Source organism: Arthrobacter sp. 05T420 (assembly GCF_056396305.1).
In genome coordinates, this window is the sequence record NZ_JBFTLG010000006.1 from 195,991 (window position 1) to 217,647 (window position 21,657).

Sequence of the window (21,657 nt, forward strand, 5' to 3'; positions counted from 1 at the left end):
AAATGCACACGAGGTCGCGCCTAGTGGTCGAAGAAGGCCTCCCGCAGCTGGCCGCTGAGCTGGCCGATTTCGGTCAGGAAACCGTCGTGGCCGATGGGCGCTTCAATGATGTGCACTTCCGGGCGCCCGGGCAGGGCATCGGCCAGTTGACGGGACTGGGCCGGGAAATACAGGCGGTCCGAGTCCACGGCCGCCACCAGGAACTCGGCGGTGGCCGGGGCCAGGGCCTCCTCGAGGCTTCCGCGCCCCCTGCAGACATCGTGGCTCATGAGGGCCTCGGTAATGGCGATGTAGCTGTTCGCGTCGAAGCGCCGGACCAGCTTGTTGCCCTGGTGGTCCAGATAGCTCTCCACCTGGTAGCGCCCGCGCCCGGCCAGCGATCCGGCTTCCAGGGGCGCCTCCGGCTCCTGCGCGTTCCGGCCAAACCTGCCGTCCAGTTCGGCTGCGGAGCGGTAGGTGATGTGCGCGATGCGGCGGGCGAGCGCGAGCCCTGCTTCGGGTTCCGGGCCGCCGTAGTAGTTTCCGCCGTTGAAGTGGGGGTCCTGGCGGATGGCCAGGGTCTGGGCCTGCGCGAAGGCAATCTGTTCGGCTGTGCTGCTGGCGCCGACGGAAATCACGGCGCAGCGCCGGACCCGGCCGGGGAACGTGACGGCCCATTCAAGGGCGCGCGCGCCGCCGAGGGAGCCGCCCAGCACGGCGTACCAGCTGCCGATGCCCAGGGCGTCGGCCAGCCGCGCCTCGGCGGCGGCGGTGTCCCGCAGGGTGACGAGCGGGAACCGGGATCCCCAGGGGCGCCCGTCCGGGGCCCGCGTGGAGGGTCCCGTGGATCCGTGGCAGCCGCCCAGGATGTTGATTGAAACCACGAAGTACTTGTCCGTGTCCACGGGGGCCCCGGGCCCGGCGAGCTGTTCCCACCAACCGGGCTCTTCGCTGTGGCCGCGGGTCACGTGCGTGTCGCCCGTCAGGGCGTGTTCGATGAGAACGGCATTGGACGCGTCATCGTTCAGGGTCCCCCACGTCTCGTAGGCGAGGACCACATCCGGCAGCGGAATCCCTGATTCGAGCTGCAGGTCACCGATCCTGACGTACTGGACGGTTCCGTCCGGGTTGCGGGATGGCTTGGTTTCAGGAACACCCGTGCGGGTGACGGCAATCGTCATGTGAGGACCTAACTTCGCGCTTGCCTGCCGTCAGCTGACCGGCAGGCCAGGTCTTCACCCGGGGCACCCCGCCGCAAAAGGAGGGTTGCCGGCCAGCAAGCCGGGGCTGTCGCTGGCACTCATGACCTGGTACGAGTCTACGAAAGAGGGTGCGGAAATCACGAAGATTGTGACTTCCATGTGACAGCCCCGCGATCAGACAGCCCCGCCGCCGGCCGTCCCGTTCAAGGGAGGCCGGCGGCTGGCCGTCAGGTTTATCTGGCTTAACTCAGGCGGACTTGGCCGCGCGGAATCCGGCGTCGAGATCCGAGAGGATGTCGTCAATGTGCTCCAGGCCCACGGAGAGCCGCACGAGGCCGGGATTGACGCCGGCGATGGTCTGCTGTTCGGGCGAGAGCTGGCTGTGGGTGGTCGAGGCCGGGTGGATCACCAGGGAACGGACGTCGCCGATGTTCGCGACGTGCGAGTGCAGTTCGAGGGCATCGACGAACCGCTTGCCGGCCTCGGCTCCCCCGGCGATGTTGAACGCGACGACGGCGCCGGTTCCCTTGGGCCCGTACTTGCGGCCGCGCTCGTACCAGGGGCTGGACGGCAGCCCGGCGTAGGCAACCGATTCGACGTCGTCCCTCGCCTCCAGCCACTTCGCCACCGTGGTGGCGTTGGCCACGTGGCGTTCGACGCGCAAGCTCAAGGTCTCAATGCCCTGGGCGATGAGAAACGCGTTGAACGGGGACACGGCGGAGCCGAGATCGCGCAGGAGCTGGACGCGGGCCTTGAGGATGTACGAAAGGTTCGCGCCCAGCGCGCCGTCCGCACCGAGGTCTCGGGCGTAGACCAGCCCGTTGTAGGTGGGGTCCGGGGTGTTGAAGCCGGGGAACCGCCCCGGGTCCTTGCCGAAGTCGAAGTTGCCGGAGTCCACGATCACGCCGGCGATCGCGGCGCCGTGACCGCCGAGGTACTTGGTGGCGGAGTGGACCACGATGTCCGCGCCCCACTCGATCGGCCGGATCAGGTACGGGGTGGAGAGCGTGTTGTCGACGATCAGCGGCACGCCGGCCTCGTGCGCCACACGGGAGACGCCCTCGATGTCCAGGACGTCCTGGCGGGGGTTGGAGACCACTTCGCCGAAGAACAGCTTGGTGTTGGGCCGGACGACGTCGCGCCACTGCTCCAGATTGTCCGGGTCCTCCACGAACGTCACGGAGATGCCGAACTTCTTCAGCGTGTGGGCCAGCAGGTTATAGGTCCCGCCGTACAGGCTGGGGCTGGCCACCACGTGGTCCCCGGCCTCGGCGATGTTGAGGATCGCGAAGGTCTCCGCCGCCTGGCCGGAGCTGAGCAGCAGGGCCGCGAGGCCGCCTTCCAGGCTGGCCACGCGCTGTTCCACGGCGTCCTGGGTGGGGTTGCCGATCCGGGTGTAGATGGGGGCGAGTTCGGCCAGTGCGAAGCGGTTCGCGGCGCTTTCGGCGCTCGGGAACACGAACGACGTCGTCTGGTAGATCGGCAGGGAACGCGCGCCGGTGGCGCTGTCCGGCTCCTGGCCGGCGTGGATCTGGCGGGTTTCGAAGGACCAGGCGTTGGACATTGATGCTCCTCAAGGGACTGGGCACAGCACCGGCCAGGGCTTCCGGCCCGGACCGGCGCAGGCGCCGCGCTTGCCCTCCGGCGGGCGCCGGACGGCCAGGTCTTCACCCGGGGCACCCCACCGCGATACGAGGGTTGCCGGCCAGCAAGCCGGGGCTGTGCGCTGGCACTCATGACCTTGCATCAGTGTAGGAAGCGCGGCGGAGCCCTGGATAGCTTTGTGACGAAGATGAAGACGCCTGCGTGTCAGCGCCCCCCGTGACACCGCGTCGGCCTCCCCGGGACATCCCATGACGGTTAGGGGAACCTAAGCTGAGAGGTCCATCACAAAGTGCCAAGATGATGGCATGCGCATGGATCACGTCTCTTACGCCTGTGAACACGATGGCTTGGCAGCCACCACTGAACGTATCGCGTCTGCCCTCGGCGTTGAAGCCGTGAAGGGCGGAGTGCACCCCCGTTTCGGGACTCGCAACATGATTATCCCGCTCGCGGGACACAAGTACCTGGAGGTCGTGGAGGTCCTGAACCACCCGGCCTCCGACAAGGCCCCGTTCGGCCAGGCAGTCCGGGCACGTTCCGAAGCGGGCGGCGGCTGGATGGGCTGGTGCGTCGAGGTTGACGATCTGGCCCCGTTCGAGGAGCGGCTCGGCCGAGCGGCCGTGAACGGCAACCGGAAGTTTCCGGACGGCCGCGAACTGGTCTGGAAGCAGATCGGCATCCTGGGGCTCATCGCCGACCCCCAGGTGCCCTACATGCTCAAGTGGGAGGGCGACCCGGAACTCCACCCGTCCAACGCCTACGCGAGCGAAGTCAAGATGTCCGCATTGACCATTGCCGGTTCGGCAGCGCGCGTGACCGAGTGGCTGGGCGAACCGGTGGAAAAGCCGCTGGAGGACGTCGCCGTGAACTGGATCGCGCCGCACGGCACTCCCGGCATCCTCTCCGTCACCTTCGAGACCTCCTCCGGAGCGGTCACGATCTAACGCCCCACCTGCCCCACGCTTCGGCCGCCATCTCTTAGGTGCCAACGATGTCACCCAGGAGACGGCGGCCGAAATCATTTAAGGGCCCGGATCATTTAGGCCGGTAATGTCGCCGGCCCCTAAACGCAACGCGGGGTCAGATACGGCCCATCCTGGGGCTCCGGATGGGCCGTATCTGACCCCGCGTTGCGTTGTGAGCCGCTCAGCCCAGGCCCACGGCCTTGCCGAACAGGCTGAACCCCACGAACGCCACGGTGTCCAGAATGGCGTGGGCGATCACAAGCGGCATCACCCGCTTGGACCGTATGTAGAACAGCGCGAAGACGACGCCCATTATCGCGTTGCCGATGAACGGCCCGAACCCCTGGTAGAGGTGGTAGCTGCCGCGGAGCAGGGCGCTGGCGGCGATGGCTGCCGGCACGCTCCAGCCCAGTTTCCCCAGCCGGTCCAGCAGGTAGCCCACCACAATCACTTCCTCCACGATCCCGTGCCGGATCGCGGACAGGACCAGCACCGGCACGGTCCACCAGTACGGGGCAAGCGCGCTGGGAATGATCGACGTCGTGATCCCCAGCGCCCGGCCGGCAGCGTAGAGCCCCAGGGACGGAACGCCGATCAGCGCGGCAAGCCCCAGCCCCTGCAGGAGGTCCTTGCCGGGCCGGGCAAAGTCGAAGCCGATCTTTCGGAATGCCGAGGTTCCGCGCTCTCCGGCCGGCCAGTGTTCGGTGAGGAAGTAAATCACCAGGGCCACCGGGACGAGGGCGAAGATGATGTCCAGCATCTGGTAAGTGAGGTCGAAGTATTCGCGCGGGCTCTGTGACCGGTTGAGCGTGGACGTCCCCTGCGCCAGCGGCGCCGTGGTCATCTTGTCCAGCAGCTGCACCAGGGAATAGACCGCGGACTGCCCCAGCGATAAGCCCAGGACAATCAACATTTCGAACCGCAGCCGACGGCGGGAGGGAACCAACATGTTTCTATCTTGCCTGCAGTTGCCGAAAGTTTGCTGGTGCCCGCGTGGTGCCGCCCGCGCCGGCACCCCCGGCTGTTGGGCGCCCTATGCTTGGGGATTATGAGTGCGCCCCGGAAAATCATCATGATCCGGCACGGCCAGTCTGCCGCCAATGCCGATACCTCGATCTACAACCGTGTTCCGGACTACCGGATCCCGTTGACGGCGCTGGGCCTTGAGCAGGCCACCGCGGCCGGGGAAGAGGTCCGGCGCCAGCTGGACGGCCGCCCGGTGTGTGTCTATGTCTCCCCGTACCTGCGCGCCTACCAGACCCTCGAGGCGCTCAACCTTGGCCCTCTGGTGGAGCGCGTGATCGAGGAACCGCGGCTGCGCGAACAGGACTGGGCGAACTTTCAGATCGCCGGCGACATCGAAGACCAGAAGGAGCTCCGCAACGCCTACGGGCACTTCTTCTACCGCTTCCGCGAGGGCGAGTCCGGTTCCGATGTCTACGACAGGATTTCCTCCTTCATGGAAACCCTGCACCGGCACTGGTCGAAGCCCAGCTACGCCCCGAACGCGCTGTTCGTGACGCACGGGCTGACCATGCGCCTGTTCTGCATGCGCTGGTTTCACTGGTCGGTGGAATATTTCGAGTCCTTGAACAACCCGGAGAACGCCGAGGTCCGCACCCTGCTGCGCACGGCGCGGGACAAGTACGAGCTCGACAAACCCTTCACACAGTGGGAGAAGAGGCGCGTGGACGAGACCGTCCTCGATGCTCCGCCCATGGTTTTCTAGCCAGTGCTAACGGACGGTCCGGCTACCGGACGGGCTGCGCTACGCCGGCCCGCCACACTGCGTGCGTCAGGGGGATGCCGGGCCGGTAGGCCAGGTGCGTGGCCGAAGGCGCGTTGAGCAGGTGCAGATCCGCGCGGTGTCCGACGGCGATCGAGCCCACCGCGCGTTCGCCGTCGACGTCGTTCCCGGACTCCCGCCCCAGGGCCAGCGCGCCGCCGTAGGTCGCGGCGCGCACCGCCTCATGGACGCTCAGCCGCATCTGCAGCACGGCGGTGGTGACGCAGAAGGCCATGGAGCTGGTGTAGGACGTGCCGGGGTTGCAGTTGGACGCCAGCGCCAGCTGCACGCCGGCGTCGAGCAGTTCCCGGCCGGGGGCCAGCGGTTGCCGGGTGGACAGATCGCAGGCCGGAAGGCACGTTGCAACGGTGCCTCGCGTGCCGCTGCCGCCGGCGGCGTCCCAGCCGGACCAGCTGCCGGCCAGGGCATTGACATCCGCGGCCGAAAGGTAGTTCACGTGGTCCACGCTCGCGGCGCCGACTTCCACCGCCAGCCGGACACCGGGGCCCTCGCCCAGCTGGTTGCCGTGCACGCGCAGCCCCAGCCCTGCGGCCTTGCAGGCCAGGAGCACCCGGCGGGACTGGTCCTCGTTGAAGGCGCCCTGCTCGCAAAAGACGTCGGCCCAGCGGACGTAGGGCCGGACCGCGGTCAGCATCGGCCCGCAGACCAGCTCGGTGTATTCCTCCGCGTCCATCCCGGCGGGCACGAGGTGCGCGCCCAGGTAGGTCACCTCGTCCGCCACGGTTGAGGCGATGCGGGCGCTGCGGGCCTCGTTTTCGAGGTCCAGCCCGTAGCCGGTTTTGGTCTCGAGGTAGGTGGTGCCCTGTGACACGGCCTCCGCGACGCGGCCCATCGCCAGCCGGGTGAGGTCGAAGTCGCTCGTGGTCCGGGTGGCGCCGGTGGTGACGGCGATCCCGCCGGCGCTGTAGCTCTGTCCGGCCATCCGGGCCTCGAACTCGGCGGTGCGGTCCCCCGCGAAGATCAGGTGAGTGTGCGAATCGACCCAGCCCGGCAGGAGCGCCCGGCCACAGGCGTCGACGGCCTCGTCGGCCGCCGGCGCATCGGCTGCGGCGCCGAGCCAGGAAATCCGCTCCCCCTCGATCACCACCGCCGCGTCGCGGAGGACGCGGTGTTCCGCGTCCTGGGTCATCAGTTCGGCGATGTTGGTGATCAGGGTGCTCATAGAACCATTCTTTAGCGCCGGATGGACCAGCGGGTGGCGGCCAGCGCCTCCAGTGTCCGGGATGCCGGACTGGCCCCGGTGGGCGGGGACACAGCCGGGGACTGGGCCGCGGGCGCGGGCGCCTGACCGGCCAGGATCAGGCCGGCGGCCAGCTCCGCAATCGCGGATGAGGTCTGGAAACCGTACCCGCCCTGGCCGGCGAGCCAGAAGAATCCGGTGGCCTCGGCGTCGAAGCCCGCCACCGGGACGCCGTCGGCCGCCTCCGTCCGCAGTCCCGTCCAGGCCGTGTTAACGTTCCGGATCCCGAGCGTCGTGATCGCGTTGAGCCGGGCCACGAGCCGTTCGATGTCACCGGGATAGGGCCGGGCGTCCTCGGGGCCGCTGGGCACGTGCTCCGCGGGCGAGATCAGTACCTGGCCGTTCTTGGGCCGGAAGTAGAAGCTGTCATCGGCCGCGGCCACGAACGGGGAGGCCTCCGGGAGCGGATTCTCGACGTCGACGATCGCCGCGGTGCGCCGGTACGGCTGGAGGCCGAGCTTCTCGACGCCGCTGAGGACGGCGAGCTCGTCCGCCCAGGCGCCGGCGGCGTTGACCACGACGGCAGACTGGAAGCCTTCCTGCCCGGCGCCCAGTTCCCAGCCGGTGCCGAGGCGCTGGGCCGAATGGACCCTGGCGCCGGTGATGATGTCCACCCCTCCGGCCTCGGCGCGGCGCCGGTGGTCCTCGAGCAGCACCGGGGCGTTGCAGGCGAAGGATCCGGTGTCCAGGCCGGCGGCGCTGAACGCGTCCGGGACAAGGGCCGGGCACAAATCCAGTGCCTCGGCGTGGGTGATCCGGTGCATGTGGCCGCTGGCCTCCGCCCGGACGGTGGCGTCGTCCCCGATCAGCATGAAGCTGCGCGGCGTGAGCACCGGTTCCGGACGGTCGGCGTCCTGGGCGGCGATGACTTCCAGCGTCCGGAGGGTGAGTTCCTGGACCACGGGCGGGCCGTAGCTGGGAATCAGTTGCCCGGCCGAGCGGGCCGAGGTGTGGTACGCCAGGTTCTGCTCGGCCTCAATCAGGGCCACGCTGCATTGCCCGGCCAGGGTGGAGGCAAGGGACAGGCCGGCGATACCGCCGCCGACAATTACGACATCGTAATGAGCTGACATGGTCCCATCCTTGCAGATCGCCGCGTCAGACCGCGCCGGGACCTGCGCCTCGGCCAGCGGCGGCGGCTGTGCTGTCGGGTTTGTCTGCGTTGTCAGTGTTTTCAATGGTCCGCGGCACCGGGTCCAGGTGGCTGATGCCGGAGGTGGTCACCTGCAGCACTTGGGCCGTGGCAATGTCATAGAACAGCCCTGTCAGGTGCAGCCCGCCGGACCGCAAGCCCTGCTGCAGGCTGTGATGCCGCTGCAACTGCTCCAGCTGAACAACGGCTCGGGCACGGTCTCAGGAGCCGCCGCACCCCCGAAAAAGCCCGGGTAAATTCATGTCATATGGGAATTTGAGCCCTAATGAAGGGGCTAGGCCGCAAAAAGAATTTGCCCGAGCAGAGTGGCCGCCTCTGCTGGAGGACGCAGATGGACATGTCCCTTCCGAGTCCGCACCGCTGGGCATGTCTCTCGTTGCCACGGGTCGGCCCGGGACATGCCCTTCCCTGGTCCGCGCGACTGGACATGTCCCTCGTTGCCGTGTGCCGGCCCGGGACATGCCCTTCGGTGGTCGTGGCCGTTGGACATAGTGGCATTAAGTCCAGTCCTCGCTGCCGGAGCTGGACATGTCCCGCGGACAAGCAAGCGGAGGAAGCCGGGATGAACGAGCAAGGCGAGGCCGGACCCCGTACATGAACAGGGGCCCGGCCTCAGGGATCCGCCCTAGGCTGCGGCCACCGCCGCGCGGCTGCGCACGAATGCCTGGACGCAGGCCTCGACGTCGTCGGAGCTGTGCGCCGCGGAGAGCTGCACGCGGATCCGGGCGGCGCCCTTGGGCACCACCGGGTAGCTGAACGCCGTGACGAACACGCCGTTGTGGAGCATGGCGTCGGCCACCTTGGCCGCCATGACGGCGTCGCCGAACATCACCGGGACAATCGCGTGCTCGCCGGGGAGCAGGTCGAAGCCTTCCTCGCTCATGCGGCTCCGGAAGAGCTCAGCGTTCGCGAAGAGCTTGCCGCGAAGTACGCCGGAGCTCTCTACAAGGTCCAGGGCCGTGAGCGTGGCCGCGACGATTGCCGGGGCCAGCGAGTTGGAGAACAGGTACGGGCGGGCCTTCTGGCGGAGCATGGCCACCACCTCGCCGCGGCCCGAGACGTAGCCCCCGGACGCGCCGCCGAGGGCCTTGCCGAACGTGCCGGTGTAGATGTCCACGCGGTCCGAGACGCCGGCGTGTTCAGGCGTGCCGGCACCGGTGGCGCCCATGAAGCCCACCGCGTGGGAGTCGTCCACCATGACCAGGGCGTCGTACTTCTCGGCGAGGTCGCAGATCGCTTCGAGCGGCGCCAGGAAGCCGTCCATCGAGAAGACACCGTCCGTGACGATGATCTTGCGGCGGGCCGGGTTCTCCTGCGTGGTGGCCGCGATCAGCTTTGCCTCTAGGTCAGCCATGTCCTGGTTGGCGTAGCGGAAACGCTGGGCCTTGCAGAGCCGGATGCCGTCAATGATGGAGGCGTGGTTCAGGGCGTCGGAGATGACGGCGTCTTCCGGTCCGAAGAGGGACTCGAACACGCCGCCGTTGGCGTCGAAGCAGCTGGAGAACAGGATGGTGTCCTCGGTGCCGAGGAACGCCGAGACGCGCTGCTCGAGGGCCAGGTGCAGGTCCTGGGTGCCGCAGATGAAGCGCACGCTCGCCATGCCGAAGCCGCGCTCGTCCATCGCGGTCTTCGCCGCGGCGATGATGTCCGGGTGGTCGGCGAGGCCCAGGTAGTTGTTCGCGCAGAAGTTCAGCACGTCGGCGCCGGACTCGCCGATCTGTCCGGCCTTGATGCGGTTGGCCTGGGGCGAGTCGATGTGCCGCTCGGTCTTGAACAGTCCGGCGCTGCGGATCTCATCGAGTTCGTGCTGCAGCTGGTCCTTGATGGCTGAATACATGGGTTGGCTCCTCAGCTGGTTGGATGCGGGGGCAAAGAATGCGGTGTGGAAAGGGCGGTGCGGAACGGGCCTGAAAAGCGGCTGGCCTAGAAAACGGTCCAGTCGAGGACCACCTTGCCGCCCACGCCGGCGCGGGCCACCTCGAATCCCTTTTCCCAGTCGGTGGCCGGCAGCGTGTCCGTGACGACGGCCGAGATGTTCGCGTGCAGGACCGGGCTGGAGGAGAGCATGGCGCTCATCGCGTACCAGGTCTCAAACATTTCGCGGCCGTAGATGCCCTTCATGGTCAGCATGTGCGTGACCACCTTGCCCCAGTTGATGTCGATGGACTGGCTGGGCAGTCCCAGCATTGCGATCCGGCCGCCGTGGTTCATGTTGTCGATCATCTCAGGCAGTGCCGTGGGGTGTCCCGACATTTCCATGCCGATGTCGAAGCCTTCGCGCATGCCGAGCTCGCGCTGGGCGTCCTTGACCCGCATCTTCGAGACGTCGATGGCGAGGTCGACGCCGAGCCTGTGGGCCAGTTCCAGCCGGGGAGCGGAGACGTCGGTGATCGCGATCTTCCGCGCGCCGGCGTGCCGGGCGACGGCGATTGCCATCAGCCCGATGGGTCCGGCACCGGTGATCAGGACGTCCTCGCCAACCAGCGGGAAGCTCAGGGCCGTGTGCACGGCGTTGCCGAAGGGATCGAAGATGGCGCCGAGTTCCGGCGTGACGGAGGGGTCCTGGTGGACCCAGACGTTGGTTTCGGGGATCACCACGTACTCGGCGAAGGCGCCGTCGCGCTGGACGCCGACGCTGACGGTGTTGATGCACATCTGGCGGCGGCCGGCGCGGCAGTTGCGGCAGATGCCGCAGACGATGTGCCCTTCGCCGGAGACCCGGTCCCCCACCTTGACGTCCAGGACGTCCTCACCGGTCTCCACGACCTCGCCGTAGAACTCGTGGCCGGCGATCAGGGGTGCGTTGATGATGCCCTGCGCCCAGGCGTCCCAGGCCTGGATGTGCAGGTCGGTGCCGCAGATGCCGGTGGTCATGACCCGGATCTTGACGTCGCCAGGGCCGGTTTTCGGCTCGGGACGGTCAACGAGCTCGAACCCTGCGTGGGCGCCGGCCTTGTAGAGAGCCTTCATGGGTCTTCCTAACTCTGAGATTCGCTCCGCGCGTTTTGTGCCGCCGCGCGGGGACGGGGTTGTGGGACAACTCACCCCATTAGACCCATCAGAAAGCATTAGCACAACCGAATTCTTCTCAATCGACGAATTAGGAATTGCTATTGCATAGAATGGCTGGATGGAAATCCACCAGCTGGAGATGCTACGCGAACTCGGGGCCCTGGGCAGCGTCAAGGCCGTCGCCGAAACCCTTCTCGTGACGCCGTCGGCCGTGTCCCAGCAACTGGCCGCGCTGCAGAAAACCGTTGAGGTGCCGCTGACCCGCAAGGAGGGCCGGAACCTGGTGCTCACGGAGGCCGGCCAGGTCCTGGCCGACGCCGGAGCCGCGGTGGTCAGCGCGATGGCGGATGCGAAGATGGCGATCGGCGCGTACCACGGCTCACCGGTGGCGCCGGTGACGCTCAGCGGGTTCCACAGTGCCGGGCAGGCGCTGTTCGCGCCGCTGGCCCGGCTCCTGGACGGCCCCGGGCAACCCCGGATCCTGCTGTCCGACGAGGACGTCGCCCAGCAGGATTTCCCGGCCCTGACGGCGCGCTACGACTTGGTCCTGGCGCACCGGATGGATCACAGCCCGCGCTGGCCCGAGGAACGCGTCGCGGTAATCCCGCTGGCGCACGAGCCGCTGGACGTGGCCCTGCCGGCCGGGCATCGGCTGGCCGGCCAGCGGGCGGTGACGGCCGACGACGTCGTGGGCGAGCCGTGGGTGACCAGCCGCGCCGGCTACTCCCCCGCGGACGTGCTCTCCGCCGTCGCGGCGGTCTCCAGCCGTGAGCTGAACATTGTGCACCGCATCAACGACTACTCCACCGTGGCGGCCCTCGTGGCGGCCGGCGGCGTGATCGGCCTGCTGCCGCGGCACACCGCGCGGCCTGTGTTGAACCCGGACATTGTGCTGCGGCCGCTGGAAGGCATCAGCACCCGGCGCCGGATCGACCTCCTGGCCCGGCCGGAGAACCTTAAACGCACATCGGTCATGATGGTCTGCGAAGCACTGCAGACCATCATGACCGATTTAGTGGGCGGTTAGGGGCTAGCCCTCGACGCCGAGGCGCTGCAGGATCAGCTCCTTGACACGGCCGGCGTCGGCCTGCCCGCGGGTGGCCTTCATGACGCCGCCGACGATCGCACCGATCGCCTGGAGCTTGCCGGCGCGGATCTTGTCCGCGACGTCGGGCTGCGCGGCGAGGGCCGCGTCGATCGCTTCCAGGAGGGGGGCATCGTCGGAGACAACGGCGAGGCCGCGCTTCTCGACGATTTCGGCCGGGGTGCCTTCGCCGGCGAGCACGCCGTCCAGGACCTCGGAGGCCATCTTGTTGTTGATCTTGCCGTCCTCCACCATCTTGTTCAGTTCCACGATGGTGGCCGGTGCGACGCCGAGCTGGCCGGGATCGACGTCGGCGTTCTTGGCACGTCCGACGATCTCGCCCATCCACCATTTGCGGGCCACGGTGGCGGTGGCGCCGGCGGCGATGGTTTCCTCGATCTCGTCCATGACGCCGGCGTTGACGACGTCGCGGAACTCCAAGTCCGAGTAGCCCCAGTCGGCCTGCAGCCGCTTGCGGCGGGCGGCCGGCGGCTCGGGCAGGGTGGCCCGGAGTTCCTCGACCCATTCGCGGGACGCGGTGATCGGGACCAGGTCCGGTTCGGGGAAGTAGCGGTAGTCGTCGGCGTCGGACTTGGCCCGGCCCGACGTCGTGGTCCGTGTGTCCTCGTGCCAGTGCCGGGTTTCCTGGGTGACCGGCTCGCCGGAGTCCAGCACGGCGGCGTGCCGCTGGATCTCGTAGCGGACGGCGTGTTCGACGGCGCGCAGCGAGTTGACGTTCTTCGTTTCCGAGCGGATGCCGAAGCGTTCGCGGCCGTGCGGGCGCAGCGAGACGTTGGCGTCGCAGCGGACGTTGCCGCGTTCCATCTTGGCGTCGGAGACCCCGAGGTTCTTGACGATTTCGCGGACGGCGGCCACGTAGGCCTTGGCGAGTTCGGGGGCGCGGCTGCCGGCGCCCTCGATCGGCTTGGTGACGATCTCGACCAGCGGCACGCCGGAGCGGTTGTAGTCCACCAGGGAGTAGTCAGCGCCCTGGATGCGGCCGGTGGCGCCGCCCATATGGGTCAACTTGCCGGCGTCCTCCTCCATGTGCGCGCGTTCGATCTCGACGCGGAACATGGTGCCGTCGGAGAGCTCGATGTCCAGGTAGCCGTCGTACGCGATGGGCTCGTCGTACTGGGAGGTCTGGAAGTTCTTCGGCGTGTCCGGGTAGAAGTAGTTCTTCCGGGCGAAGCGGCACCTCTCGGCGATCTTGCAGTTCAGCGCCAGGCCGATCTTGATCGAGGACTCGATCGCGGTCTTGTTCACCACCGGCAGCACGCCGGGCATGCCGAGGTCCACCTCGTTGACATTGGTGTTCGGCTCGTCGCCGAAGACGTTCGGCGCCGACGAGAACATCTTGGTCTTGGTGTTGAGCTCCACGTGGACCTCGAAGCCCAGGACGGGATCGTACTTCTCCATTGCTTCTTCGAAGCTGAGGGTTGCGTCAGTCATTAGTGTGAACCTCCGTGGCTCGAAGCGGCGCCAGCCGGTGAAGCAGCCGCAGAATCTGTAAGGGAAGGAGCCGTTAATGAAGGGGCACGGTCCAGCAGCGGTCCGCCCCACTGTGCCTCGAGCAGGGATTCCAGGACCGCGCCGACGCGGTACAGCCGGGCGTCCTGGCGGGCCGGGGCCAGCAGCTGGATGCCCACCGGCAGCCCGTCCTCATCGGCCAGGCCGCCGGGCAGGGAGAGCCCGGGGACGCCTGCCATGTTGGCGGGGATGGTGGCGACGTCGTTGAGGTACATCGCCAGCGGGTCGTTGAGCTTCTCGCCGAGCTTGAAGGCCGTGGTGGGGGCCGTCGGGGAGATCAGCACGTCGGCCTTGGCGAACGCGGCGTCGAAGTCGCGCTGGATCAGGGTGCGCACCTTCTGGGCCGAGCCGTAGTAGGCGTCGTAGTAGCCGGCGCTCAAGGCGTAGGTGCCCAGGATGATGCGGCGCTTGACCTCATCGCCAAAGCCGGCGGCGCGGGTGGCGCCCATGACCCGTTCGATCGTCATCGGTCCCTGTGCGGGCAGGACCCGCAGGCCGTACCGGACGCCGTCGAACTTGGCCAGGTTGGAGGAGGCCTCGGAGGGCATGATCAGGTAATAGGCGCCCAAGGCGTACTTGAAGTTGGGGCAGGAGACCTCGACGATCTCGGCACCGGCGCCCTTGAGCAGCTCAAGGGATTCGTTGAAGCGGTTCTCGACGCCGGCCTGGTAGCCCTCGCCGTGGAGCTCCTTGATGATGCCGATCTTCATGCCCTCGACGTTGCCGGTCCGGGCGGCGGCGACGAGGTCCTCCAGCGGATCCGGGAGCGAGGTGGAATCGCGCGGATCGTGGCCGCCGATCACCTGGTGCAGCAGGGCCGAGTCCAGCACGGTGCGGGAGACCGGGCCGATCTGGTCCAGCGAGGAGGCCATGGCGATGGCGCCGTAGCGGGAGACGCCGCCGTAGGTGGGCTTGACGCCGACCGTGCCGGTGACGGCGCCGGGCTGGCGGATGGAGCCACCGGTGTCCGTGCCGAGGGCCAGCGGAGCTTCGAAGGCCGCGACGGCGGCAGCGGAGCCACCGCCGGAACCGCCCGGGATGCGGTCCAGGTCCCACGGGTTGTGGGTAGGGCCGTAGGCGGAGTGTTCGGTGGAGGAGCCCATCGCGAATTCGTCCAGATTGGTCTTGCCCAGGATCGGCATCTTCGCGGCGCGCAGGCGCTCGACGACGGTGGCGTCATAGGGGCTGTTCCAGCCTTCGAGGATCTTCGAGCCGGCCGTGGTGGGCTGGCCGATGGTGACAATGAGGTCCTTGACGGCGATCGGCACACCTGCGAGGACGTGGAGCTCTTCGGCGGCGGCACCGCCGGCGGCGCGGATCGCGTCCACTTCGGCGGCGACGGCGAGCGCCTCATCCGTGTTGACGTGCAGGAAGGCGTGGACCTTGCCGTCCACGGCCGCGATGCGGTCCAGGTACGCCTGGGTGACCTCGACGGCGGTGATCTCGCGGGCGGCGAGCTTCTCGGCGAGCGCGGCGGCGGAGAGGCGGATCAGTTCGTTGTTCTCAGTCATGGTCTTAGTCCTCATCCAGGATTGCCGGGACCTTGAAACGGCCTTCGTACGCGTCGGGGGCACCGGAGAGGGATTGCTCGGCCGTAAACGTGTGGCCCACGACATCCTCGCGGAACACATTGGTCAGCGGAATCGGGTGGGACGTAGCCGGGACATCATCACCGGCAGCTTCACTGACGGACTTCACTGAATCCACGATGACGGCGAGTTCGCCGGCCATCCTGTCCAGCTCTTCAGCACTCATCTCGATGTGCGCGAGTTGCGCGAGATGCGCGACGTCGTCGCGGTTGATCGCAGCCATGGATCTCCCCTGCAAGTTCGGATTATTTTCCGTCCCAGTCTACGTGGGTTGAACTGCTGTTACCGTCGGCCGCCGAGGAAGCACAACGACAAGCAACGCGGGGTCACTTACGGCCCATCCGGAGGTTCCGAATGGGCCGTAAGTGACCCCGTGTTGCTTGGTGCTGTGGGGGTGGTTAGCCGATGCCGATAGCCCCGGTGAGGACTCCTACGGCCAGCATGACGAGGGAGATCACGGCCGTGCGCCAGAGAACCTTCTTGTGGTGATCGCCGAGTTCCACCTTGGCGAGGGAGACCAGGAGCAGGATGGCCGGCACCAGGGGGCTCTGCAGGTGGAAGGGCTGGCCGGTGATGGAGGCGCGTGCCATGTCGGCGGCGCTGACGCCGTAGTGGGCCGCCGTCTCGCTGAGGACCGGCAGGACACCGAAGTAGAAGGCGTCGTTGCTCATGAAGAACGTCATCGGGATGCTTAGGACGCCGGTGATGATGGCCATGAACGGGCCCATGTCGGACGGGATGATCTGGACGAGCCATTCCGACATGGCCTTGACCATGCCCGTGCCGTTGAGGACACCTGTCAGGACCGCGGCGGCCATGACCATGCTGACGACGGCGACGATCGAAGGTGCGTGGGCGATCAGCTGGGCGCCTTGGTCCTTGACGTTGGGGAAGTTGACCAGCAGGGCGATGGCGGCACCGACCATGAAGACGAACGGGAGCGGAATGATGTTGGCAACGAGCGTCACCATGACCGCGACCGTCAAGCCGAGGTTGAACCAGAACAGCTTGGGGCGGAGGGTCTTGCGGTTGGGGTCCAGGGCGGTGTCGGCCATCGCGGAGTCGCGGTCGTCAACGAGGGTTTCAGTGCGCTCGAGCACGGCGACGGAGGATCCGCCAGTTGAGGGGCTTCCGACGGCGGCAGTTCCGCCGCTGGGCCCGGAGACCTTGGGGCCCGTACCCTTGCGGCCGAGGCCAAAGCGGCCCGCGCCGCTGCCGCCGTCGGACATCCCTGCGTCACCAGTGCCCCAGATCTCGGGGGCGGTGGCGCGGAGGCGGTTGCGTTCCTGCAGGCCGAGCAGCCAGGAGAAGACCAGCACCACAACGAGGCCTGCGATGAGGGACGGGACCATGGGCACGAAGACATCGTTGACGTCGAGCTTCAGCGCGGTTGCTGCACGGGCGGTGGGGCCGCCCCACGGCAGGATGTTCATGGTGCCGTTGGCCAGGCCCGCCACGCAGGTCAGGACCACGGGGCTCATCTTGAGCCGCAGGTAGACCGGCAGCATGGCCGCGGTGGTGAGGATGAAGGTGGTGGAACCGTCGCCGTCGAGGGACACTGCCGCTGCGAGGATGGCCGTGCCGAGGACCACCTTGGCGGGGTCGTTGCCGAGCTTGCGAACGATGAACCGGACCAGGGGGTCAAACAGCCCGACGTCGATCATCAAGCCGAAGTAGATGATGGCGAACATGAGCAGGGCTGCAGTGGACGTCATCGACTTCATGGAGTCCATGACCATGGGCCCGATGCCGAGGCCCGCGCCGGCAAAAAGCCCGAAAATTGTGGGGACGATGATGAGCGCCAGTACGGGCGTCAATTTCTTCGTCATGATCAGCACCATGAATACCGCGATCATCGCGAATCCTAGTAATACCAGCACGGCCGGCTCCTTCTTCGTTGAATGACACCACTCCGGTGTGATGCGCACTACAGACGTTAGAGTGGCGCCCGTCACGACTGGGCCTTTGGCTCAATTGATTGGCATACTGCTTATTGGACGCATTTTGCGCATTCTGCTCACGTCCGCACAAACCCCGGTACCAACTCCCAGGCAGGAGCCCGATGAAGCGCCGCACAGCTATGCCGGCCCTGCGCTTTTCGACCCAGACGCTGTTGCTGCAGCTCGGCGTCGTGGCGCTGGTGGTGTTGCTGAGCAGCGCCGTCCACGCCTGGCTGACCTACGACCGGCTGGGCCGCGAGGCGGAAAGCCAGGCGCTGACCCTGGCCCGGACGGTGGCCTCGGACCCGTCAGTGCGGGCAGAGGTCCAGTCCATCAGCGCCCTTCCCGCCGCTCCCCCGGCGTCCGAGTTGCTGTCCGGTCCGTTGATGGCTGCCGCTGAGGGTGCCCGCACCCGCACCGGCGCGCTGTTCGTGGTCATCACGGACGAGACCGGTATCCGGCTGGCGCACCCGGACGCGGAGCGGCTGGGCGAAAAGGTCAGCACCGACCCCTCCGAGGCCCTCGCCGGCCGGGAGGTCACCACGCGCAACACGGGCACGCTGGGCCCGTCCGCCGGCGCCAAGGTCCCGGTGTACGCCCCGGACTCCGGGACCGTGGTGGGTGAGGTAAGCGTGGGGTACTCCACCGAAACAATCAGCCAAAGCCTGGCCCGGGACATCATCCCCATCGCCGCCACGGCCGCCGGTGCGCTGCTGGCCGGCGTGCTGGCCTCCTTCCTGCTGCGGCGGCGGCTCCAGCGGCTGACGCTCGGGCTGGAGCCCGAGGAGATCAGCAGCCTCGTGCACGACCAGGTGGCCGTACTGCAGGGGGTCGACGACGGCGTGATCGGCGTTGCGGCCGACGGCAGGGTCAGTGTTTTCAACGCCGCCGCCCAGCGGCTCCTCGGCGTCCCCGACCTGGCGGGCAGCGCCTGGGCCGCCGCGCCGGTGCCGGCCCAGCTGAAAGCCCTGACCCGGGCCGACGCGGCGGAGGGTGAGGCCGTGGAACTCGTGGCCGGGGGCCGGGTCCTGGTGGCGAGCGCCCGCAAAGCCCTGCATCGTCGCGAGGACCTGGGCTGGGTGGTGATGCTCCGGGACCGGACCGAGCTGCAGCAGCTGACCCGCCAGCTCGACGCCGTCGGCACCATGTCCGCGGCCTTGCGGGCGCAGCGCCACGAATTCGCCAACCAGCTGCACACGATCGCCGGCTTCATGAGCATCGGCCAGCCCCAGCAGGCCCAGGACTACCTCGCCAAACTGGCCGGCACCGGGCCGCTGGCGTTCCCGGTGGACCAGGCCGAGCTGCTTCAGGATCCCTACCTGCAGGCCTTCCTGGGCGCCAAGGGCGTCGAGGCGGACGAGCGCGGCGTAAGCCTGCGCCTCGGCCCGGAATCCGTGGTCCGCGGCCATGTCACCGAGCCGCAGGACGTCACCACCGTCTTGGGGAACCTGATCGACAACGCCGTGAACGCCGCCGTCGCCGGTTCTGCGGCCGAGCGCTGGGTGGAAGTGGAAGTGCTGGACGAACCGGGCATCGACGCAGGGCCCGGCACACTTCACATTGTGGTGGCGGATTCCGGTGACGGCCTGGGGACCGGAATGGCAGCCGCGGAGGCCGAGGCGGTCTTCGCGGAAGGCTATACGACCTCGGACCGGCCGGCGCGGGCTGGCGCCGGCCAGGGCCTGGGGCTGGCATTGTCCCGGCAGCTCGCGCGCCGCCGTGGCGGAGACGTCCGCCTGCTCGAGGCGGGCACCCCCGGCGGCCCGGGCGCCGTGTTCGTCGCCACCCTGCCGGGAACCACCGAACCTACTGCTACTAAACCCGGCGGAGAGGACAACGATGTCTGAGGATTTCAGGGTGCTGATTGTCGATGATGATTTCCACGTCGCCAAGCTGCATGCCGCCTACGTGGATTCGGTGGCGGGGTTCCTGGCCCTGCCCCCGGCCGGATCGGCGTCGCAGGCCCTGCAGGCCATCCACAGCCTGCGCCCGGACCTGGTGCTGCTGGACGTCTACCTCCCGGACGCGTCGGGACTGGACCTGCTGCACCAACTGGACGTGGACACCGTGGTCCTCAGCGCGGCCTCGGACACGGCCTCGCTCCGGCTCGCGTTCCGGCGCGGGGCACTGGGCTACCTGCTCAAGCCCTTCACGGCCGATGCCCTCTCGCAGCAGCTGCGCTCCTATGCCCGCTACCGCCGGATCCTGGCGCAGCCGGGATCCGTCAACCAGGAGACGGTGGAACGCGCCAAGCGCGCCCTGATCCCGGGCGATGTCGTCACGTCCGCGCGGCCCCGCTCTGCCACGGAAGCCGCGGTGCTCGAATCCCTGGTTCCCGGCGAGCAGTACTCGGCTGCCGACGTCGCCGCCCGGGTAGGCGTGTCCCGGGCCACCGCCCAGCGGTACCTGTCGGCGCTGGCGGACGACGGCGCCGTCGACATCCAGCTGCGCTACGGCACCACCGGGCGCCCCGAGCACCGCTACGGGATCCCGGCCCGAACCGGTCACTAGTAACGCACCCCAAGCAACGCGGGGTCATCTACGGCCCATGTCGACTGCCGGCATGGGCCATACGTGACCCCTCGTTGCTCCTCGGCGCGGTTGTACCTAGGCGCCGTCGGGCCGCTTCTGTGGCGCCGCCTGCTCGGCCTGCACGGCCCGGTGGATGTTGCCGTGGATCATCTCCGCCCCGATGCGCTCGATCACGCCGTCGCGCTCCAGGACCGCCCGAACCGCGGGCTTGAGCCGGGTCAGGCGCAGGTTGACGTCCGACTCGCGGGCGAGGCGTGCGATGTCCGCCATCTTTGCTGCCCCCTGGGAGTCGACGAAATTGATCCCGCCGCAGTCGAGCACAATGCCGGTGAGCCCCGGCGTGGTCTGGATGACCTCGCGCAGCCGGTCCTCCAGGGCGTCGGCGGTGGCGAAGAAGAGGCCGCCGTCGAACCGGATCACGGCAATGCCGGGAACGATCTCGTCGCCGGGGTGCTCGCCGGTGTCGCGGAACACCTGGGTGCCCTGTTCGCGGCCGAGGGACGGCATCTGCGGGTGGGTGGCCACCCGGACGAGCCAGAAGAGCGAGAGGCCGATCCCGATCACGACGCCGGCCAGCACGCCGAAGATGAGCGTGCCGATAATCGCGGCGACCGCAATCCAGAAGTCGAACCTTTGTACCCGGGCCAGCCGCCGCATCTCAGGCACGTTCATCATGCCCATGACTACGGCCTCGATGATCAGCGCGGCCAACACAGGCTTCGGCAGGATGGAGAACAGCGGCGCCAGGAAGAGCAGCGTAAGCAGAACGGTGACCCCCGACGTGAGGGAGGCGAGGCCGGTCTTCGCCCCGGAGTGGTCGTTCAGCGAGCTCGCCGACAGACTCGTCGAGACGGGCATCCCCTTGAAGAGTCCGGCGGCAATGTTGGCCATCGACTGGGCAATCGATTCCTGGTTGATATCGATCTGGTAGCGGTGCTTGGCAGCGAACGCCCTCGCATCCCCGGCGGTCTGGGAGAAGCCGATCAGGACCAGTGCCACCGCCGCGGCGGCCACGGTGCCCACGTGGTCCCACATCAACTGGCCGTTCGGGACTTGAAGCGAGGGCAGGCCTCTGGGCACGTCGCCCACCAGGGCCACCCCTTTGGCCCCGAGATCGAACAGCGCCGCAGCCAGCAGTCCGCCCACCACCAGGACCAGGGCGCCGGGAACTCCGGGCGCGACGGCTTTTAATCCAAAGACGACGGCCAGCGCGACGACGCCCACCACCACCGTGGTCGGCTGCGCCTCGCCCAGGGTGCCGAGCCAGGACCGCAGTTCCTGGATGGGGTTGGAGCCGGTGACCTCGGTCCCGGTGAGTTTGGGGAGCTCTCCAATGACGACGTCGATCGCCGCGCCGAATAGGAAACCGGTGACCACAGCCTTCGAAAGGAACTGCGCAATCCAGCCCATCTTGAAGACGGCGAGAAGCAGGAACAGGATGCCGGAGGCCAGGGTGATCCCGGCGACGAACGAGGCGACGTCTTGTTCGCTGGTGATGCCTGCCGCGAGCACGGCACTCGCGGCCACCGCGGCGAGGCCCGAGCTCGGCCCCATCGAGATTTGCCGGCACGTGCCGAAGATTGCGTACACGATGGCGCCGGCGGCCGCGGCATACAGGCCATTCTGCAGCGGGATCCCCGCGATGCCGGCATATCCCAGATTCTTGGGCACGATCAGGGCCGCGACGGTGACGCCGGCGATCAGATCGCCCCGCAGCCACTTGCGGTCATACGAGCGGAACTGGCCGATGAGCGGGACCCGGGCGGGGCCCCTGACGTGCGCCCTCTTCATGCGCCAGTCATACTCCACGCCCGAGAGTTCCGCCAGAGTCTAAGACAGCGACGCGGGGTCACTTACGGCCCATGAGGACCGGGCAAAGTCATATGGTCGTAGCAACGCTCTGATTGATGGAGCGTTTTATGGTCAAGCTGTTTCCTCCGAATACCCGCACCGACTTCGTTGACATGGTGTGTGGCGGGATGTCGATACTCGCCGCGGCCCGGCGTGTCGGGGTCATGC

General features: G+C 67.9%; 18 protein-coding genes and 2 riboswitches. Of the genes, 5 read left to right on the forward strand and 13 right to left on the reverse strand.

Going from position 1 to position 21,657, the window contains the following annotated elements; all coding sequences use genetic code 11:
• Window positions 1-20: 20 nt before the first annotated feature.
• The gene (metX, locus tag AC1DEM_RS08275) at window positions 21-1,160 is read right to left on the reverse strand and encodes a homoserine O-acetyltransferase MetX (protein ID WP_476884007.1); all 1,140 of its coding nucleotides are present in this window, start codon (window positions 1,158-1,160) and stop codon (window positions 21-23) included.
• Window positions 1,161-1,171: 11 nt separating this feature from the next.
• A riboswitch (SAM riboswitch) is annotated at window positions 1,172-1,287 on the reverse strand.
• Window positions 1,288-1,428: 141 nt separating this feature from the next.
• Window positions 1,429-2,745: a bifunctional o-acetylhomoserine/o-acetylserine sulfhydrylase gene (locus tag AC1DEM_RS08280; RefSeq protein ID WP_476884008.1), complete on the reverse strand. Its 1,317-nt coding sequence runs from the start codon at window positions 2,743-2,745 to the stop codon at window positions 1,429-1,431.
• A gap of 61 nt (window positions 2,746-2,806) precedes the next feature.
• Window positions 2,807-2,922: riboswitch (SAM riboswitch) on the reverse strand.
• Between the two features lie 169 nt (window positions 2,923-3,091).
• On the opposite strand from AC1DEM_RS08280, the gene AC1DEM_RS08285 reads away from it, so the two are divergent.
• Window positions 3,092-3,730 carry a VOC family protein gene (locus tag AC1DEM_RS08285; RefSeq protein WP_377986123.1) on the forward strand — a complete coding sequence of 213 codons (639 nt, stop codon included), beginning with the start codon at window positions 3,092-3,094 and terminating at the stop codon, window positions 3,728-3,730.
• Window positions 3,731-3,932: 202 nt separating this feature from the next.
• Here the strand turns inward: AC1DEM_RS08285 and AC1DEM_RS08290 are convergent, their stop codons facing one another.
• Window positions 3,933-4,700 carry a CPBP family intramembrane glutamic endopeptidase gene (locus tag AC1DEM_RS08290; RefSeq protein ID WP_476884009.1) on the reverse strand — a complete coding sequence of 256 codons (768 nt, stop codon included), beginning with the start codon at window positions 4,698-4,700 and terminating at the stop codon, window positions 3,933-3,935.
• 99 nt (window positions 4,701-4,799) lie between these two features.
• Here AC1DEM_RS08290 and AC1DEM_RS08295 point away from each other — a divergent pair, with 99 nt between their 5' ends.
• Window positions 4,800-5,480, forward strand: coding sequence for a histidine phosphatase family protein (locus AC1DEM_RS08295; RefSeq protein WP_476884010.1), 681 nt, complete (start codon window positions 4,800-4,802; stop codon window positions 5,478-5,480).
• A 22-nt stretch (window positions 5,481-5,502) separates the two neighbouring features.
• Here the strand turns inward: AC1DEM_RS08295 and AC1DEM_RS08300 are convergent, their stop codons facing one another.
• From AC1DEM_RS08300 to tdh, 5 genes are all read right to left on the reverse strand, one after another.
• Complete coding sequence (locus AC1DEM_RS08300; protein ID WP_476884011.1) at window positions 5,503-6,720, reverse strand: amidohydrolase family protein; 1,218 nt, start codon at window positions 6,718-6,720, stop codon at window positions 5,503-5,505.
• A gap of 11 nt (window positions 6,721-6,731) precedes the next feature.
• Window positions 6,732-7,871, reverse strand: a complete 1,140-nt coding sequence (locus tag AC1DEM_RS08305) for an NAD(P)/FAD-dependent oxidoreductase (protein ID WP_476884012.1) — start codon at window positions 7,869-7,871, stop codon at window positions 6,732-6,734.
• 25 nt (window positions 7,872-7,896) lie between these two features.
• A complete protein-coding gene (locus AC1DEM_RS08310) occupies window positions 7,897-8,118 on the reverse strand; it encodes a hypothetical protein (RefSeq protein WP_476884013.1) in 222 nt (73 codons plus the stop codon).
• Window positions 8,119-8,576: 458 nt separating this feature from the next.
• Entirely contained in the window at window positions 8,577-9,788 is a 1,212-nt protein-coding gene (locus AC1DEM_RS08315) for a glycine C-acetyltransferase (RefSeq protein WP_476884014.1), read from the reverse strand.
• Window positions 9,789-9,874: 86 nt separating this feature from the next.
• The gene (tdh, locus tag AC1DEM_RS08320; protein WP_476884015.1) at window positions 9,875-10,921 is read right to left on the reverse strand and encodes an L-threonine 3-dehydrogenase; all 1,047 of its coding nucleotides are present in this window, start codon (window positions 10,919-10,921) and stop codon (window positions 9,875-9,877) included.
• A gap of 160 nt (window positions 10,922-11,081) precedes the next feature.
• Here tdh and AC1DEM_RS08325 point away from each other — a divergent pair, with 160 nt between their 5' ends.
• Window positions 11,082-11,990 carry a LysR family transcriptional regulator gene (locus tag AC1DEM_RS08325; RefSeq protein ID WP_079551528.1) on the forward strand — a complete coding sequence of 303 codons (909 nt, stop codon included), beginning with the start codon at window positions 11,082-11,084 and terminating at the stop codon, window positions 11,988-11,990.
• Window positions 11,991-11,993: 3 nt separating this feature from the next.
• Here AC1DEM_RS08325 and gatB read toward each other — a convergent pair whose 3' ends face one another.
• The 4 genes from gatB to AC1DEM_RS08345 form a co-directional block, all read right to left on the reverse strand.
• Window positions 11,994-13,499, reverse strand: a complete 1,506-nt coding sequence (gene gatB, locus AC1DEM_RS08330; RefSeq protein ID WP_377986112.1) for an Asp-tRNA(Asn)/Glu-tRNA(Gln) amidotransferase subunit GatB — start codon at window positions 13,497-13,499, stop codon at window positions 11,994-11,996.
• Window positions 13,499-15,088 carry an Asp-tRNA(Asn)/Glu-tRNA(Gln) amidotransferase subunit GatA gene (gatA, locus tag AC1DEM_RS08335; protein WP_476884016.1) on the reverse strand — a complete coding sequence of 530 codons (1,590 nt, stop codon included), beginning with the start codon at window positions 15,086-15,088 and terminating at the stop codon, window positions 13,499-13,501. The genes gatB and gatA overlap by 1 nt, the downstream gene beginning before the upstream one ends.
• A gap of 4 nt (window positions 15,089-15,092) precedes the next feature.
• On the reverse strand, window positions 15,093-15,389 hold the full coding sequence (gene gatC / locus AC1DEM_RS08340) for an Asp-tRNA(Asn)/Glu-tRNA(Gln) amidotransferase subunit GatC (RefSeq protein WP_026537696.1): 297 nt from the start codon (window positions 15,387-15,389) through the stop codon (window positions 15,093-15,095).
• Between the two features lie 175 nt (window positions 15,390-15,564).
• Window positions 15,565-17,046, reverse strand: a complete 1,482-nt coding sequence (locus AC1DEM_RS08345) for a CitMHS family transporter (protein ID WP_476884017.1) — start codon at window positions 17,044-17,046, stop codon at window positions 15,565-15,567.
• A gap of 182 nt (window positions 17,047-17,228) precedes the next feature.
• Here AC1DEM_RS08345 and AC1DEM_RS08350 point away from each other — a divergent pair, with 182 nt between their 5' ends.
• Together AC1DEM_RS08350 and AC1DEM_RS08355 are read left to right on the forward strand one after the other, a co-directional pair.
• A complete protein-coding gene (locus tag AC1DEM_RS08350) occupies window positions 17,229-18,953 on the forward strand; it encodes a sensor histidine kinase (RefSeq protein ID WP_476884018.1) in 1,725 nt (574 codons plus the stop codon).
• Window positions 18,946-19,617 (forward strand): response regulator, encoded by a 672-nt coding sequence (locus AC1DEM_RS08355; protein ID WP_476884019.1) that lies wholly within the window; start codon window positions 18,946-18,948, stop codon window positions 19,615-19,617. The genes AC1DEM_RS08350 and AC1DEM_RS08355 overlap by 8 nt, the downstream gene beginning before the upstream one ends.
• 96 nt (window positions 19,618-19,713) lie before the next feature.
• On the opposite strand, the gene AC1DEM_RS08360 is transcribed toward AC1DEM_RS08355, so the two are convergent.
• On the reverse strand, window positions 19,714-21,429 hold the full coding sequence (locus AC1DEM_RS08360; protein WP_476884020.1) for a SulP family inorganic anion transporter: 1,716 nt from the start codon (window positions 21,427-21,429) through the stop codon (window positions 19,714-19,716).
• Window positions 21,430-21,657 lie beyond the last annotated feature (228 nt).

What these genes read in the sequence shown, in the direction of transcription:
- gatA (WP_476884016.1), bottom strand. Translation starts at nt 15,088, where the DNA reads ATGACTGAGAACAACGAACTGATCCGCCTCTCCGCCGCCGCGCTCGCC.
- AC1DEM_RS08285 (WP_377986123.1), top strand. Translation starts at nt 3,092, where the DNA reads ATGCGCATGGATCACGTCTCTTACGCCTGTGAACACGATGGCTTGGCA.
- AC1DEM_RS08280 (WP_476884008.1), bottom strand. Translation starts at nt 2,745, where the DNA reads ATGTCCAACGCCTGGTCCTTCGAAACCCGCCAGATCCACGCCGGCCAG.
- AC1DEM_RS08300 (WP_476884011.1), bottom strand. Translation starts at nt 6,720, where the DNA reads ATGAGCACCCTGATCACCAACATCGCCGAACTGATGACCCAGGACGCG.
- gatC (WP_026537696.1), bottom strand. Translation starts at nt 15,389, where the DNA reads ATGGCTGCGATCAACCGCGACGACGTCGCGCATCTCGCGCAACTCGCG.
- tdh (WP_476884015.1), bottom strand. Translation starts at nt 10,921, where the DNA reads ATGAAGGCTCTCTACAAGGCCGGCGCCCACGCAGGGTTCGAGCTCGTT.
- AC1DEM_RS08355 (WP_476884019.1), top strand. Translation starts at nt 18,946, where the DNA reads ATGTCTGAGGATTTCAGGGTGCTGATTGTCGATGATGATTTCCACGTC.
- AC1DEM_RS08325 (WP_079551528.1), top strand. Translation starts at nt 11,082, where the DNA reads ATGGAAATCCACCAGCTGGAGATGCTACGCGAACTCGGGGCCCTGGGC.
- AC1DEM_RS08295 (WP_476884010.1), top strand. Translation starts at nt 4,800, where the DNA reads ATGAGTGCGCCCCGGAAAATCATCATGATCCGGCACGGCCAGTCTGCC.
- metX (WP_476884007.1), bottom strand. Translation starts at nt 1,160, where the DNA reads ATGACGATTGCCGTCACCCGCACGGGTGTTCCTGAAACCAAGCCATCC.
- AC1DEM_RS08290 (WP_476884009.1), bottom strand. Translation starts at nt 4,700, where the DNA reads ATGTTGGTTCCCTCCCGCCGTCGGCTGCGGTTCGAAATGTTGATTGTC.
- AC1DEM_RS08315 (WP_476884014.1), bottom strand. Translation starts at nt 9,788, where the DNA reads ATGTATTCAGCCATCAAGGACCAGCTGCAGCACGAACTCGATGAGATC.
- AC1DEM_RS08360 (WP_476884020.1), bottom strand. Translation starts at nt 21,429, where the DNA reads ATGAAGAGGGCGCACGTCAGGGGCCCCGCCCGGGTCCCGCTCATCGGC.
- gatB (WP_377986112.1), bottom strand. Translation starts at nt 13,499, where the DNA reads ATGACTGACGCAACCCTCAGCTTCGAAGAAGCAATGGAGAAGTACGAT.
- AC1DEM_RS08305 (WP_476884012.1), bottom strand. Translation starts at nt 7,871, where the DNA reads ATGTCAGCTCATTACGATGTCGTAATTGTCGGCGGCGGTATCGCCGGC.
- AC1DEM_RS08350 (WP_476884018.1), top strand. Translation starts at nt 17,229, where the DNA reads ATGAAGCGCCGCACAGCTATGCCGGCCCTGCGCTTTTCGACCCAGACG.